We start from the raw sequence: 14,231 nt of genomic DNA on the forward strand, positions 1-14,231 counted from the left end.
GGCTGAAGGGCAGCCATACTAATGATATGATAAGAACATTAGCGTCCGGGATTGTCCCCGGACTCCACACTTCAAAGGTTACAGTTATGATCATCGTTACCGGCGGCGCGGGCTTTATCGGCAGCAACATTGTTAAGGCCCTCAATGACAAAGGCATCACCGACATTCTGGTGGTGGACAACCTGAAAGACGGCACCAAGTTTGTAAACCTGGTGGATCTGAACATCGCTGACTATATGGATAAAGAAGACTTCCTTATCCAGATTATGGCAGGTGAAGAGTTCGGCGAGATCGAAGCCATCTTCCACGAAGGTGCATGCTCTTCCACCACCGAGTGGGACGGCAAGTACATGATGGACAATAACTATCAGTACTCCAAAGAGATCCTGCATTACTGCCTGGAGCGTGAAATTCCGTTCCTGTACGCCTCTTCTGCAGCAACCTACGGTGGCCGTACGTCAGACTTCATCGAATCCCGCGAATATGAGCAGCCGCTGAACGTCTATGGCTACTCCAAATTCCTGTTCGATGAATACGTGCGTCAGGTTCTGCCTGAAGCCAATTCCCAGATTGTGGGTTTCCGTTACTTCAACGTGTACGGACCGCGCGAAGGCCACAAAGGGAGCATGGCGAGCGTCGCGTTCCACCTGAACACGCAGCTGAACAATGGCGAAAGCCCGAAACTGTTTGAAGGCAGTGACGGCTTCAAGCGTGACTTCGTCTACGTAGGCGACGTGGCGGCAGTGAACCTGTGGTTCTGGGAAAACGGCGTCTCCGGTATCTTTAACCTGGGGACAGGCCGTGCGGAATCCTTCCAGGCCGTGGCGGACGCCACCCTGGCGTACCACAAAAAAGGCAGCATTGAATACATTCCGTTCCCGGACAAACTGAAAGGTCGTTACCAGGCCTTCACGCAGGCGGATTTGACCAACCTGCGTGCAGCGGGTTACGACAAACCGTTTAAGACCGTTGCCGAAGGCGTAACGGAATATATGGCCTGGCTGAACCGCGACGCGTAAGTATGAAAATTCTGGTGATCGGCCCGTCATGGGTGGGCGACATGATGATGTCGCAAAGTCTCTATCGCACGCTCAAGGCGCGTTATCCCCAGGCGATAATTGATGTGATGGCACCTGCCTGGTGCCGTCCGTTGTTATCGCGTATGCCGGAAGTTAACGAGGCGATCCCAATGCCGCTCGGCCACGGCGCGCTGGAAATTGGTGAGCGTCGCAAGCTCGGCCATAGCCTGCGCGAAAAGCGCTATGACCGCGCCTATGTCCTGCCTAACTCCTTTAAATCCGCCCTGGTACCCTTCTTTGCGGGCGTCCCCCATCGCACCGGCTGGCGTGGAGAAATGCGCTACGGTCTGCTGAACGACGCGCGCGTGCTTGATAAAGACGCCTGGCCACTTATGGTCGAGCGCTACGTCGCGCTGGCCTATGACAAAGGCGTGATGCGCAGCGCAAAAGATCTGCCGCAACCGCTGCTCTGGCCCCAGCTCCAGGTCAACGACGGTGAGAAATCCCACACCTGCAACGCGTTTGGAATTTCATCAGAACGCCCCATGATCGGTTTCTGCCCAGGAGCAGAGTTCGGCCCGGCAAAACGCTGGCCGCATTATCATTACGCTGAGCTGGCAAAACAGCTGATCGATGAAGGTAATCAGGTCGTGTTGTTTGGCTCGGCGAAAGACCACGAGGCGGGTAACGAAATTCTGGCTTCGCTGAATACAGAACAGCAGGCATGGTGCCGTAATCTGGCAGGGGAAACCCAGCTGGAACAGGCGGTAGTTTTACTTGCCGCCTGTAAAGCCGTCGTCACCAACGACTCAGGCCTGATGCACGTCGCCGCTGCGCTCAACCGGCCGCTGGTTGCTCTGTATGGCCCCAGCAGCCCTGACTTTACGCCACCGCTTTCTCATAAAGCGCGCGTCATACGTCTGATCAGCGGTTATCACAAGGTGCGAAAAGGCGATGCGGCTGAAGGCTATCACCAGAGCCTGATCGACATCACGCCCGAGCGTGTCCTTGAAGAGCTCAACGAGCTGCTGTTGAGTGAAGAAGGATAACGGATGCGGGTATTGATCGTTAAAACCTCTTCCATGGGCGATGTCCTGCATACTCTGCCGTCGCTCACCGACGCCATGCAGGCCATTCCCGGCATTCGTTTTGACTGGGTGGTGGAGGAGGGCTTCGCACAGATCCCCACCTGGCATGAAGCAGTAGACCGCGTGATCCCGGTTGCTATCCGCCGCTGGCGTAAAGCGTGGTTCTCAGCACCGATTAAGGCTGAACGTCAAGCCTTCCGTGATGCGGTGCAAACGCAGCGTTACGATGCCATTATTGACGCACAGGGTCTGGTCAAAAGCGCCGCGCTGGTCACGCGTCTGGCACATGGCGTAAAGCACGGTATGGACTGGCAAACCGCCCGCGAGCCGCTTGCGAGCCTGTTCTATAATCGCCGCCACCATATCGCGAAACAGCAGCACGCCGTGGAGCGCACCCGCGAGCTGTTTGCGAAAAGCCTCGGCTATGCAAAACCGGACACGCAGGGTGATTACGCTATTGCGCAGCATTTTTTGCGCGATGCGAAGACGCACACACCGCCCTATCTGGTCTTTCTGCATGCCACAACGCGCGATGATAAGCACTGGCCGGAATCACACTGGCGAAGACTCATTGAGCTAATGCAACCGACCGGCATCCATATTAAACTCCCGTGGGGCGCAGAACACGAAAGGCAACGCGCAGAGCGTTTGGCCGCGGGTTTTTCAAATGTGGAAGTGTTACCTAAACTCACGCTGGCTCAGGTTGCCGCGCAACTGGCAGGCGCCAGCGCCGTCGTATCCGTGGATACCGGATTAAGCCATTTAACCGCAGCGCTGGACCGCCCCAATATCACCCTTTTCGGTCCGACCGACCCGGGGCTGATCGGGGGGTACGGTAAAAACCAGCATCAAATGGTCAGTCCGACGCAGCAGATGAGAGACATTACCGCAGATGCGATTTTTTCGTTTTTACAGGGCAGCCATCGGCTTTCTAACAGGGATATTTAACCCATGAGTTATGTATTTCTGCTGATTTTACTTTTTCCGGTGAAACTCATCCGGAAGCTGTTTCGCAAAGACACGGGCAGAAACCTTGTCATTCAGACAGCCAAAATCGGTGACTTTATCAATGCAACGCCTCTACTGGCGTATCTGCAAAAAAGCGATGTGCTGATCAGCCGCAGCGTTAACGCATTGGCTCAGCATGACGACAGTATCGAAGAGATCTTTTTTGTGGAGCAGCAAAAGCGCAACCTGTGGCGTAAGCTCTGCTTCGCCTGCCGGATCATGAATCGCTACGACAATGTCTATCTGCTGCAGCCCAACAGTGTGAATCTCTTTTTCGCCTCAGCCTGTAATGCACAAAACAAACAATTTTTAAGCACTTATACGCGCAGATGGTATCACGGAATTTTTTATGCCACGGCTGATGGTACCGTTGAGCATGCCAAAAAGACGCTGTCCGTCACTAACTATCTCAAGCTCGCCGATCGCGCGCTCACCTGGCAGGACTCACCCAAGCACGCCACAAAGCCCCTGTTCAAGCCTGCGGTTTACCCGCAAATTCTCGATAAACCCGGGGTTATCCGAATTGGTATCAGCATTTCTGCAGGCAATAAAGCAAAGACGGTTCCCCCGGTTATCTGGAAGCGTATTGTCGATCACCTTGCCGACCTGCCCTGCGAGTTTTATGTTTTTGGTGCACCGAACGAACAGCCGTGGATGGATGACATCACCCGCGCTTACGGTGAAATTCCCAATTTTATCAACCTCATTGGAAAAATATCGCTCGAAGAGCTCCCGTGGGCGATATCCAAAATGGATTGTTATATTGCGTCAGATTCAGGGAATATCTACATTGCCGATGCGGTGGGCGTCCCGGTGGTGTTGCTGTTTGGCCCTTGCTGCCATTATGAACAACGTCCGCTTGGCAAGGTATTGCTGATTGGGAATGATGAAAATATAAACTCTTACGTCTTTGAAACGCGTTACTACTTCAGCCAGCCGAAAGAAGAGCTCTTTGAGGTGACAGACGAAGATTTGGCGAGAATCAGTCATTTGTTGTCTACTGTTGCGCATAAAAATAGTGAAATCGAGAAGGCTTAAGATGGGCTCTCTGACTAAGCAGTTTTACCGTTATACCCATAAAAGAAACATGCGTCACAATGAAAATTTGTGGCCGTATGTGAAGATTGCGCGAAATGAAAGCGGCGAGATTTCTGATTTTGTCTATCGTGGTCAGCCCGTTCAACTTACAGCCCTTACTTCTCTCAAAAATGCATTTAGCGGAGAAGTGTTAATTACCGCCACTGGCCCCTCAGTCAAAAAAATAGATTTTTCAACATTACCCGTAGATGTCATTCGTACGGGGGTAAATGGGGCATGGCATCTTCATAACCAGCTTAATTTTAGCCATTACTTTATTGTTGACATGACTTTTATTGACCGGCAAACAGCGTTGTTAAAGCGTATCGTAGCCAATAAAAATTTGCTTCTGTTTACAACGGCTATGGGGGTGGTTAAGCTTATTGACCGTTTTTCATACGAAAATATCCACTGCCAGATAGCCATAATCGAAGATATTTGCTACGAAACGTATAAACCCTCAATCAAACGCGAAGCGCTTTTTGATACCCTCAAGGATCGTCCTGGGATCGTTTTTTCTGAAAATACGCCAAATAGCGCTTTTAGCCTCGATATTTGTCAGGGTATCGTTGATGCCGGTACAGTGGTTTACTGGGCATTGCAGGTCTTATATTACATGGGGTTCTCAAAAATCTATATTGCTGGACTGGATATGACACACTTCTCTCAACCGCGATTTTATGAGAAAGCCGAAACCATGCTGCCTTCGTTTCTGGAAGATAAAGTACAGGATATTGTTCTTCCTGCACTCTCTCTTGCAAGTAAGATTTTTGCTTCTGCAAACAAAGAGGTGATTAATCTTTCCCCTCAAAGTGCTATACCTTCTTCTGTTTTTGTCAGAAAGGATTTTACGGATGTTTTTAAATAGACTGCCGCGTATTACATTTTACCCTTTTGTAGCATTTATGTTTTTAAGCATGATATTCTGTGGGGTGTCTAAGGTAAATATTCTTTTCCACGTTTCCCTGGCCCTTTTTCTTATCACCATAATGATGGTAAAAAGCGCCAGAGAGCGGTTTATACATGACAAAGAATTTCTTCCAGCACTTGGGCTACTAACCCTATTTGTCCTTTATTTTTCACTCTCGAACCTTTGGGCCGAGACATCACACTTAAGTTCTGCTCTTACCCATTCATTTTACATCCTTATTTTCTTCTGCCTGTACCGGCAATGTGAGCTTGAAAACAAGAAGAAATACCTGATTGGTTCAGCTTATTTTGGAATTGTTACACTGACTTTACTGACATTAGTCTATGTTAATAAAACACATCTACTTATCGGACGCCTAAGACTTGCTTTTCCCTATGCACCCGACAACGTCATTGACCTGGGCGGATATATGGCATTGGGGATTATTTTAAGTGCGATTCTCGTGCGAGAAACCCGCAGCCTTTGGTATTATGTTCCGGTTCCGTTGTTGTTGAGTGGCTTATTACTGACGCAAAGCCGTGGACCATTATTGGCGTTAATGATAGCAACAGCTGTCGTATTCTGTATTAAACCAAAATGGAACAAGAAATTTGTGTTCTTGTCCCTGGCCACTCTGCTTATACTGGGCATTACACTTTATTACAGCGGCTTTTACGACCTGCTTATAAAGCGGTTTGAAGATTCTAACCAGGCTGGCTCCGTTCGTTTTGGCATCTGGCAGCATGCTTTTGAAGTAACAAAAGAAAGATTAGTATTTGGCTGGGGATTTAATAAAGATCTGTCATTCATTAATGGTTATAAACAGCATGTGACGACTACACACAGCCTCTACTTCGGTGCCTTTCTTAAGGGCGGAATCGTAGGGCTAACGCTGTTTTTAGCGATGATTGCCTACGCATTCAGGCAATGCCTGAGACACCTTGCTGTAGACCACAAAGCCGAGGTTGCGGTACTGATTTTCGCTCTCGTATTTTATTCCACTCAGGGGATGTTCGTTATCAGTAATCCGCGCGAATACTGGGTGTTATTCTGGATACCATTAGCCATCATATTTAGTACACCCGTGAAAAAAACCGTTCAGAGATAATCTTTAGGCGCCGGTTAACCGGCGCTTCTTTTACTCCGATAAAACTCCGCCAGCGTCATCCCCACCGTCTTGTCCGACAGCCATGTAAACAACTGTTCCAAATCCTGGTACAACCCTTCAATGGCCGCATCATCTTTGAACGTAGGACTTCCGCCGGGCATAAATTCTGAAGAATGGAGCATAAACTCCACATAATCATTGCCCTGCGACAAGCACTGTTGTGCGACCTTAATCATCTCAGACGCATTTCCACCGGACGGACGCAGCCAGTTAACTGACGGGGAACGGTATTTCCCACGCAGCCGATCGTAGCCCTGTTTAACGGTATTCAGCCAGGCCGGGTGTTTATACTGAATACTCATCGGCACTTCGAGCAGAGGGCTATTTCCCGGGCGGGAAATATCCTCTGTATCGATAAAGTAGGCATGGTCAGGGAAATGCTGATAATTCGTTCCTCCGTGACCCTGCGGCGCCCCTTTGGCATTTCGCCAGTTCACCCGTGGGGTGACGGAACAGTCAACCTGATAACCCAGCTCTATCAGCAAGTTTGCGTAGCGACGATCAAACGCCCAACGCCCGGCACGGTGGCTCAGCATTTTGGTCTGGAAGGTCTCTTCCAGCAAGTGCGTCATAAAAAGCACTTTCTCGCGCATAATTTCATCTGAAAACTCAATCAGATAAGGTTGCCAGCGCCAGTCATCACCGGTGAGGTCATGTTCAGGTGGGCTGTTCCACGCATGAAGATGCATGCCAACCTCGCCCTGGCCGCGGGCAATCACGTCTTTTGCGAACTCAATGAAAACCGGTTCGATCGCCATCTCATAGTTGGTCAGCCAGACCGGCTTAAAACCAAAACGCTCGCATAGCGCCTGAAATCGTGCCAGGTAGCGTGCGTTTTCCGTTTTGATAACACGGTGGTTTTGCCAGAGATTATCGCCTTCTGTATCAATGGTGATGATAAACGCTGGTTTTTTCATAATGAGTCCGTAAGACGTAAGAGTGAGGGCTATGTTACGCACTCTGCGAAGGAGGAGTAAACCCTTCCAGGGAAATTCCTGACATTATGGAGAAAGAGTGCAAGTCGCCATCAGGTCTATTAGAATTGCTGACAGTATACCGCTGATAAGATCATGATGATTAACCTACTCGACACGCCTGATTTACGTATTTTACTTATCAAACTTCGACATCATGGCGACATGTTACTCACAACTCCGGTCATTAATTCGTTACGTCAAAAATGGCCCACGGCGCAAATCGATGTTCTTCTTTATGAAGAGACACGCGATATGCTCGCCGCGCATCCGGCGATCGGCACCATCTACGGTATAGATCGTAAATGGAAGCAGCTCGGCACCCTGAAACATCTGCAAAAAGAGTGGCAGTTACTCTGTGCCTTAAGAGCGCAGCGTTATCATCTGGTGATTAACCTTGCCGATCAGTGGCGCAGCGCCATTGTTACCCGTTTCACCGGCGCGCCAGTACGCCTTGGGTTCGCGTTTAACAAGCGAAAAAACGCGTTCTGGCGTTTTTGTCATACCGATTTGGTTTCTGTCGCCAATCACCCGTCGCTCCATACCGTTGAGCAAAATCTTTCTATTCTTTCACCGTTGCCCGTCCCGGCTCAGCCAGCCGTCACTATGGCCTATCGCGCAGAGGACTGGGATCGCGCGCGCCAGCTACTGACACAACAGGGTGTGGCTGATAACTACGTGGTGATCCAGCCCACGTCACGCTGGTTCTTTAAATGCTGGGACGAAGGCAAGATGGCGCAAACCATCACGGCACTCCAGCAGGATGGCCACACTGTAGTTCTCACCGCTGGCCCGGATAAAAAAGAGCTGGCGATGATAGACCGCATTCTCGCCGCGGCGCCAAAAACGGGCGTAGTCTCTCTGGCCGGTCAACTCACGTTGCGCCAGCTGGCATCACTTATCGATCATGCGCACCTCTTTATTGGCGTCGATTCCGTTCCGATGCACATGGCCGCCGCGCTTCAGACGCCGTGCATTGCTCTCTTCGGCCCGTCAAAACGGGTGTTCTGGTCGCCATGGCAGGTCAACGGTGAAGTCATCTGGGCTGGCGATTTTGGCCCACTTCCCGACCCGGACGCCATTGATACCAAAACAACTGAACGCTATCTCGACGCCATTCCCGTTGATGTCGTGATCTCCGCCGCCAGGAGATACCTGTAATGAAACACCATCGTCTGGCGATTGTTCGCCAAAAATATCGTCCTGATGGCGGGGCGGAACGCTTCGTTTCCCGCGCACTTACCGCACTGAGCAACCAAAACCTGGAGCTCAACGTCATCACGCGTGAGTGGCAGGGGGAGAAGCAGGACGACTGGCATATCCATATTTGCGACCCGCGTAAATGGGGCCGAATCAGTCGCGAACGCGGGTTTGCACATGCCGCGCGTGCGCTGTGGGAACAGCAGCAGTTTGACATTGTGCAGAGCCACGAGCGTATTCCTGGCTGCGATATTTACCGCGCAGGGGATGGCGTGCACCGGCGTTGGCTGCTGCAGCGTGCGCGCATTCTACCTGCCTGGCGTGCACAACTTTTGATGCACGATCGCTACCATCGCTACGTCATGCACGCTGAACGTGAAATGTATCAGGCTCCTGAATTGAAAGCCGTTATCTGCAATGCGGAGATGATCAAACGCGAAATCATCGAAGACTTTGATATTGACGCAAAAAAGATACATGTGATTTATAATTCAATAGATTCCAGCCGCTTCGTTCCGGCAACCGAAGGACTGCGCGCTGCACTGCGTCGGCAACTCGGATTGCCTGTCGATGCCGTGGTGTTGTGTTTCGTCGGGTCAGGTTTTGAACGTAAGGGACTGGCCAGCGCTATCCGCGCTATTGCGGGCACACCCGCGTGGCTGATTGTGGTTGGACAGGATAAAGCAGAAAGTCGTTACCGTGACCTCGCCCGTTCATTGGGCTGTGAGGGGCAAATTCGCTTCCTGGGGATGCAAAAAGAGACACTGCCATTTTACCAGGTATCCGATGGATTACTGCTGCCAACGCTGTATGATCCTTTTCCAAACGTCATTCTTGAAGCGATGGCCTGCGGTTTGCCCGTCATTACTTCAGTGAGTTGCGGTGGTGCAGAATTTATTGAGCAAGGTCAGAATGGCTTTTACTGTGATGCACTTGATATCAGCAGATTGAAGGAGGCAGTCATGACCCTTCCATCTTTGGATAAGAATAACGATATGGGGCGGGTAGCGCGTGAGCGCGTAAAAGAAGCGACCCCAGAAAAATTATCAAGTCAGCTTATTTCGCTTTATCAAAAATTACTGGATTAAAAATGCGCATCCTAATGATTATTGATGGTTTGCCCGGTGGAGGAGCCGAAAAAACGGTTCTCACCCTCTCCAGCGGATTGATAGAAATGGGGCATCAGGTCTCCCTTTTCTCCCTGCGAAAGGTGTGCGACTACGCCATCCCGGCAGGCATTGATTATCAGGTCATTCAGGATACGTGTAAAAAGCCCTGGAGAAAGCTCACCGAGATCCCGCGCCGGGCGCAGCTGCTGGACAATGCCATTGAGCAGGCTGAGCGCAGCGGGAAGTTCGACGTCATATTCTCGCACCTGCATAAAACCGATCGTATTGTGGCGCACAGTCGTGCGCTGGATCGCGATAAGGTCTGGTTCTGCGTGCATGGCATGTTCTCATTCTCCTACCTGCGTCATCGCCACGGCCTTTCACGCTGGTTTAAACATTACAAAATTCGTCATACCTACGAAAACCGAAACGTTGTCGCCGTCTCCGCCGCCGTGCTGAAAGATCTCTCAGAGACGCTGTCCATCGACCTTCGTCGCAAAGCGGTTATCCATAATCCCTTTGATATTCCTGAAATCCAGCGTCTGGCGGATGCGCCTTTTGAGATGCAGGGGCAGGATTATATTATTCACGTGGGTCGTTTTCATGAACATAAACGCCACGACCGCCTTCTGCGTGCCTATGCGCAGAGCAAAATAGACGCATCGCTGGTGATGATGGGCAACGGTTCTGACACCAAAATTCAACAGCTTAAACAGTTAGCGAAAGAACTCGGGATCGAAGACAAGGTTATTTTCCGCCCCTTCGAGTCCAACCCTTATCCGTGGATTAAAGGCGCACGGCTTTTAGTGTTAAGTTCTGACTGTGAAGGTTTTGGTAACGTACTGGTAGAATCCATCATCTGCCAGACGCCGCCTGTCAGTACGAACTGTCCTGGCGGGCCCGCTGAAATCCTCACGGGTACGCTGGCGCGCGGGCTGTCGGAGATGAATGACGAATCACTGGCGAAAACACTGGCCGATCTCTATACCTCCCCGCCTGTCGTTGATAGCGCAACGATCGCGTCGTTCGGGATAAATGCCATTTGCCAGCAATATGTTGCGTTGGTAGACAATCAATAATAATCAGGTTTCTTATGCAAAATTCAGCGCCATTATTAAGCGTGGTGGTTGCCGTTTATAACGGCGAAGCTTTCCTGGATCAGTTCTTTACCTGCCTTGCGAATCAACAGATCGACAGTATGGAAGTCATCATCGTCAATGATGGCTCCACGGACAGTTCGATGCAGATAGTCGAAACCTGGCGTGAAAAACTGCCGCAAATGCAGGTTATCGAACAGGAAAATCAGGGTGTATCCATTGCGCGCAATACCGGTCTGGCCGTCGCTACCGGCCAATATCTCTCTTTCCCGGATATTGATGATGTCTTTAAGCCCGGCATGTATCAGCGCTTGCTTGATATGGCCATCACGCAGAATCTGGATGTCGCCACCTGCAACGGAAACTACGTCTGGGAAAACAATAAGAAGCCTTCACGGCCGATTTTCCCGGAAGACAAGCTGGCCTCGACAGGCGTCATGACCGGTGCGGCCTGGTTAAAAAAAGCGCTCGACTCACGCAAGTTTCTGCATGTGACCTGGCTGAATATCTATCGCCACGACTTTATTCGTCAGAACGGTTTTCGTTTTGAGCCCGGCCTGCGTCATCAGGATATCCCATGGACTACCGAAGTCTTGCTCGCAGCTGACCGCGTGCAGTACACCAGTGAACGTTTTTACGACTATTACATTCACTCCGCATCGGTTTCCCATATGCCGGACAATGATGACACGCTGATTCGCTCGGCGCGCCATTACATGAAAATTCTGCAGATGCTGGATGCCATCAACCAGCGTTACCCGGAAAAAGTGAAAGATATCCCCGCCTGCCACTGGCAAATCGCCAAAGAGGGGCTTGGGATCATTCATACCTTCGACAATATGAAGGATGTGCAGAAGAAGTCGATGATAATAAAAGAGTTCTTCGACACGGGTATCTGGAGGCTTATCTGGAAAAGTGCCAAAAGCCCCCGTTTGCGCTGGCGCCTGGGCCGACGCTACTTCCGTTTAAAACGGTATCTGGCATAAGAGATAGCTTTACCCGGCTTAAATGCTTAGAATTTCCCCGCCGAAACTAAAAAACGGATAATCGCTTGGAATTGTTGTATACCGCCCTGCTCTACATCATTCAGCCACTGGTGTGGCTGCGACTGTTGCTTCGTAGCCGTAAAGCGCCTGCGTATCGTAAACGCTGGGCTGAACGCTATGGTTACTGCCGCAATAAAGTCGTGCCGGACGGTATTTTGCTGCATTCCGTTTCTGTGGGCGAAACGCTGGCGGCGATCCCGCTGGTTCGCGCCCTTCGTCACCGCTATCCGTCACTGCCGATCACGGTCACGACCATGACGCCGACGGGGTCTGAACGCGCATTATCGGCGTTCGGTAAAGACGTTCAACACGTCTATTTGCCTTACGACCTGCCTTGCGCCATGAATCGCTTCCTGAATACCGTTCGCCCGAAACTGGTGATCGTCATGGAAACCGAGCTGTGGCCAAATATGATTTCCGCCCTGCATGCCCGTAAAATTCCGCTGGTGATTGCCAACGCGCGCCTTTCAGAGCGCTCGGCGAAAGGTTACGGCAAGTTAGGTAAATTTATGCGCCGCCTGCTCAGCCGAATTACGCTGATTGCCGCGCAGAACGAAGAAGACGCGGCGCGCTTTCTTGCTCTGGGCCTGAAGCGCAACCAGCTTGCGGTGACGGGTAGCCTGAAGTTCGATATCTCCGTCACGCCTGAACTCGCCGCCCGTGCGATTACGCTGCGTCGCCAGTGGGCACCGCGTCGTCAGGTGTGGATTGCAACCAGCACCCATGACGGCGAAGAAGCCATTATCCTGCAGGCCCATCGTAAGCTGCTGGAAAAATTCCCCGATTTGCTGCTGATTCTGGTCCCCCGTCACCCCGAACGTTTTAAAGATGCGCGTGAGATGGTGCAGAAAGGCGGCTTCAGCTTTACCCTGCGCAGCAGCGGTGAGATCCCCTCCGGCAGCACTCAGGTGGTGATTGGCGATACAATGGGCGAGCTGATGCTGCTTTACGGCATTGCCGATCTGGCTTTTGTCGGCGGCAGCCTTGTGGAGCGCGGCGGCCATAATCCGCTTGAGCCGGCCGCACACGCCATTCCGGTGCTGATGGGCCCACACACGTTTAACTTCAAAGATATCTGCGCTAAATTGCAGCAAGCCGACGGGTTAATTACCGTGACCGACGCGGACTCGGTGGTCAAAGAGGTCTCAACCCTTCTGACCGACGAAGACTACCGCCTCTGGTATGGTCGCCATGCTGTCGAAGTGCTGCATCAGAACCAGGGCGCACTCACTCGTCTGCTGCAACTTCTGCAACCTTATCTGCCTCAGCGGAGCCACTAATGTCAACGCGTCTGTCGGTCGTGATGATCGCCAAAAACGCCGCCGACCTGCTTCCGGACTGCCTGGCCTCCGTCGCCTGGGCTGACGAAATTGTCCTTCTCGACTCCGGCAGTGAGGACAACACGGTGGATGTCGCCCGTGCCGCGGGTGCAAAGGTCTTTATCGATACCGACTGGCAAGGCTACGGCATCCAGCGACAGCGCGCGCAGCGCTATGCTACTGGCGATTACGTGCTGATGCTGGACACTGACGAGCGCATTACACCAGAGCTCCGCCAGGCCATTCAGGCGGTGCTGGCAGCACCTCAGCCTGGCGCGGTATACAGCATTGCACGTCGCAACTATTTTCTTGGCCGCTTTATGCGCCACAGCGGCTGGTATCCAGACCGCGTAATGCGCCTCTACGAGCGTGAGCGATATCAGTACAACGATAATCTGGTCCATGAATCCCTGGCATGCGACAGCGCCCCCGTCATTCCTCTGACGGGCGATCTGCTGCATCTGACCTGCCGGGATTTCGCCAGCTTCCAGCGCAAACAGCTTAACTATGCCACCGCATGGGCACAGGAGCGCCACCTGCGCGGCAAGAAGGCCACGCTGACCGGAATTTTCACCCACACGCTGGGGGCATTTCTGAAAACACTGCTGCTGCGAGGCGGCGTGCTGGACGGTAAACAGGGGTGGTTACTGGCGGTGGTGAATGCCCAGTATACTTTCAACAAATACACCGAGCTGTGGGCGCTCTGCCGCGGCTACTCAGAGAAAACGTGAGCCATGAGCACAAAAGCGATTTATCCGGGTACCTTTGATCCCATCACCAACGGTCATCTTGACATCATCACCCGTGCGGCATGCATGTTTGATAAGGTGATTCTGGCGATCGCCGCCAGCCCCAGTAAGAAACCCATGTTCGATCTCAATGAGCGCGTTGCACTTGCCACTGACGCTATCTCACATCTGCCAAACGTCGAGGTGGTGGGCTTCAGCGATCTGATGGCCAACTTCGCCCGTGCCCGGCAGGCTAACATTTTGATCCGTGGGTTACGCGCGGTGGCTGACTTCGAATACGAAATGCAGCTGGCGCACATGAACCGCCACCTGATGCCAGAGCTGGAGAGCGTGTTCCTGATGCCCTCAAAAGAGTGGTCGTTTATCTCTTCCTCGCTGGTCAAAGAGGTGGCGCGTCATCATGGTGACGTGACCCATTTCCTGCCGGCTAACGTCCATCAGGCGTTGATGGAAAAATTAAAGTAGCC

Annotated in this window: 14 protein-coding genes; 13 read left to right on the forward strand and 1 reads right to left on the reverse strand. The window is 51.8% G+C overall.

What is annotated here, in order from left to right:
* Positions 1-86: 86 nt before the first annotated feature.
* The 6 genes from rfaD to AM410_RS06245 are packed head-to-tail and all read left to right on the forward strand — an operon-like array spanning position 87 to position 6,210.
* Complete coding sequence (rfaD, locus tag AM410_RS06220; protein WP_008502707.1) at positions 87-1,019, forward strand: ADP-glyceromanno-heptose 6-epimerase; 933 nt, start codon at positions 87-89, stop codon at positions 1,017-1,019.
* A 2-nt stretch (positions 1,020-1,021) separates the two neighbouring features.
* Positions 1,022-2,068 (forward strand): ADP-heptose--LPS heptosyltransferase RfaF, encoded by a 1,047-nt coding sequence (gene rfaF, locus AM410_RS06225; RefSeq protein ID WP_020882677.1) that lies wholly within the window; start codon positions 1,022-1,024, stop codon positions 2,066-2,068.
* A gap of 3 nt (positions 2,069-2,071) precedes the next feature.
* Entirely contained in the window at positions 2,072-3,055 is a 984-nt protein-coding gene (gene rfaC, locus AM410_RS06230; RefSeq protein ID WP_073397565.1) for a lipopolysaccharide heptosyltransferase RfaC, read from the forward strand.
* Positions 3,056-3,058: 3 nt separating this feature from the next.
* Positions 3,059-4,153, forward strand: a complete 1,095-nt coding sequence (locus tag AM410_RS06235; protein ID WP_049023113.1) for a glycosyltransferase family 9 protein — start codon at positions 3,059-3,061, stop codon at positions 4,151-4,153.
* 1 nt (position 4,154) lies between these two features.
* Positions 4,155-5,060 (forward strand): sugar glycosyltransferase, encoded by a 906-nt coding sequence (locus tag AM410_RS06240; protein ID WP_049023112.1) that lies wholly within the window; start codon positions 4,155-4,157, stop codon positions 5,058-5,060.
* Positions 5,047-6,210: an O-antigen ligase family protein gene (locus AM410_RS06245; protein WP_073397563.1), complete on the forward strand. Its 1,164-nt coding sequence runs from the start codon at positions 5,047-5,049 to the stop codon at positions 6,208-6,210. Before AM410_RS06240 ends, AM410_RS06245 begins: the two co-directional genes overlap by 14 nt.
* 14 nt (positions 6,211-6,224) lie before the next feature.
* Here AM410_RS06245 and AM410_RS06250 read toward each other — a convergent pair whose 3' ends face one another.
* Positions 6,225-7,187: a polysaccharide deacetylase family protein gene (locus tag AM410_RS06250; RefSeq protein ID WP_108647642.1), complete on the reverse strand. Its 963-nt coding sequence runs from the start codon at positions 7,185-7,187 to the stop codon at positions 6,225-6,227.
* A gap of 150 nt (positions 7,188-7,337) precedes the next feature.
* Here AM410_RS06250 and rfaQ point away from each other — a divergent pair, with 150 nt between their 5' ends.
* The 7 genes from rfaQ (at position 7,338) to coaD (ending at position 14,229) form a co-directional block, all read left to right on the forward strand.
* A complete protein-coding gene (gene rfaQ, locus AM410_RS06255; protein ID WP_073397560.1) occupies positions 7,338-8,405 on the forward strand; it encodes a putative lipopolysaccharide heptosyltransferase III in 1,068 nt (355 codons plus the stop codon).
* The gene (locus tag AM410_RS06260; RefSeq protein ID WP_108647644.1) at positions 8,405-9,532 is read left to right on the forward strand and encodes a glycosyltransferase family 4 protein; all 1,128 of its coding nucleotides are present in this window, start codon (positions 8,405-8,407) and stop codon (positions 9,530-9,532) included. The genes rfaQ and AM410_RS06260 overlap by 1 nt, the downstream gene beginning before the upstream one ends.
* A 2-nt stretch (positions 9,533-9,534) precedes the next feature.
* Positions 9,535-10,632 (forward strand): glycosyltransferase, encoded by a 1,098-nt coding sequence (locus AM410_RS06265; RefSeq protein WP_032679322.1) that lies wholly within the window; start codon positions 9,535-9,537, stop codon positions 10,630-10,632.
* Positions 10,633-10,646: 14 nt separating this feature from the next.
* Positions 10,647-11,636, forward strand: a complete 990-nt coding sequence (locus tag AM410_RS06270; protein ID WP_073397556.1) for a glycosyltransferase — start codon at positions 10,647-10,649, stop codon at positions 11,634-11,636.
* Positions 11,637-11,701: 65 nt separating this feature from the next.
* Positions 11,702-12,976: a lipid IV(A) 3-deoxy-D-manno-octulosonic acid transferase gene (waaA, locus tag AM410_RS06275; RefSeq protein WP_014168058.1), complete on the forward strand. Its 1,275-nt coding sequence runs from the start codon at positions 11,702-11,704 to the stop codon at positions 12,974-12,976.
* Positions 12,976-13,746 carry a glycosyltransferase family 2 protein gene (locus AM410_RS06280; RefSeq protein WP_032679320.1) on the forward strand — a complete coding sequence of 257 codons (771 nt, stop codon included), beginning with the start codon at positions 12,976-12,978 and terminating at the stop codon, positions 13,744-13,746. Before waaA ends, AM410_RS06280 begins: the two co-directional genes overlap by 1 nt.
* Before the next feature lie 3 nt (positions 13,747-13,749).
* The gene (gene coaD, locus AM410_RS06285) at positions 13,750-14,229 is read left to right on the forward strand and encodes a pantetheine-phosphate adenylyltransferase (protein WP_014168056.1); all 480 of its coding nucleotides are present in this window, start codon (positions 13,750-13,752) and stop codon (positions 14,227-14,229) included.
* The last annotated feature ends 2 nt before the right edge of the window (positions 14,230-14,231 follow it).

This window comes from Enterobacter cloacae complex sp. FDA-CDC-AR_0164, assembly GCF_003071645.1.
In the GTDB taxonomy this organism is placed as follows: Bacteria; Pseudomonadota; Gammaproteobacteria; order Enterobacterales; family Enterobacteriaceae; genus Enterobacter; species Enterobacter ludwigii.

Bases quoted from the DNA above. Each gene is read 5' to 3' on its own strand.
- rfaD (WP_008502707.1), top strand. From the start codon at position 87: ATGATCATCGTTACCGGCGGCGCGGGCTTTATCGGCAGCAACATTGTT.
- rfaF (WP_020882677.1), top strand. From the start codon at position 1,022: ATGAAAATTCTGGTGATCGGCCCGTCATGGGTGGGCGACATGATGATG.
- rfaC (WP_073397565.1), top strand. From the start codon at position 2,072: ATGCGGGTATTGATCGTTAAAACCTCTTCCATGGGCGATGTCCTGCAT.
- AM410_RS06235 (WP_049023113.1), top strand. From the start codon at position 3,059: ATGAGTTATGTATTTCTGCTGATTTTACTTTTTCCGGTGAAACTCATC.
- AM410_RS06240 (WP_049023112.1), top strand. From the start codon at position 4,155: ATGGGCTCTCTGACTAAGCAGTTTTACCGTTATACCCATAAAAGAAAC.
- AM410_RS06245 (WP_073397563.1), top strand. From the start codon at position 5,047: ATGTTTTTAAATAGACTGCCGCGTATTACATTTTACCCTTTTGTAGCA.
- AM410_RS06250 (WP_108647642.1), bottom strand. From the start codon at position 7,187: ATGAAAAAACCAGCGTTTATCATCACCATTGATACAGAAGGCGATAAT.
- AM410_RS06260 (WP_108647644.1), top strand. From the start codon at position 8,405: ATGAAACACCATCGTCTGGCGATTGTTCGCCAAAAATATCGTCCTGAT.
- AM410_RS06265 (WP_032679322.1), top strand. From the start codon at position 9,535: ATGCGCATCCTAATGATTATTGATGGTTTGCCCGGTGGAGGAGCCGAA.
- AM410_RS06270 (WP_073397556.1), top strand. From the start codon at position 10,647: ATGCAAAATTCAGCGCCATTATTAAGCGTGGTGGTTGCCGTTTATAAC.
- AM410_RS06280 (WP_032679320.1), top strand. From the start codon at position 12,976: ATGTCAACGCGTCTGTCGGTCGTGATGATCGCCAAAAACGCCGCCGAC.
- coaD (WP_014168056.1), top strand. From the start codon at position 13,750: ATGAGCACAAAAGCGATTTATCCGGGTACCTTTGATCCCATCACCAAC.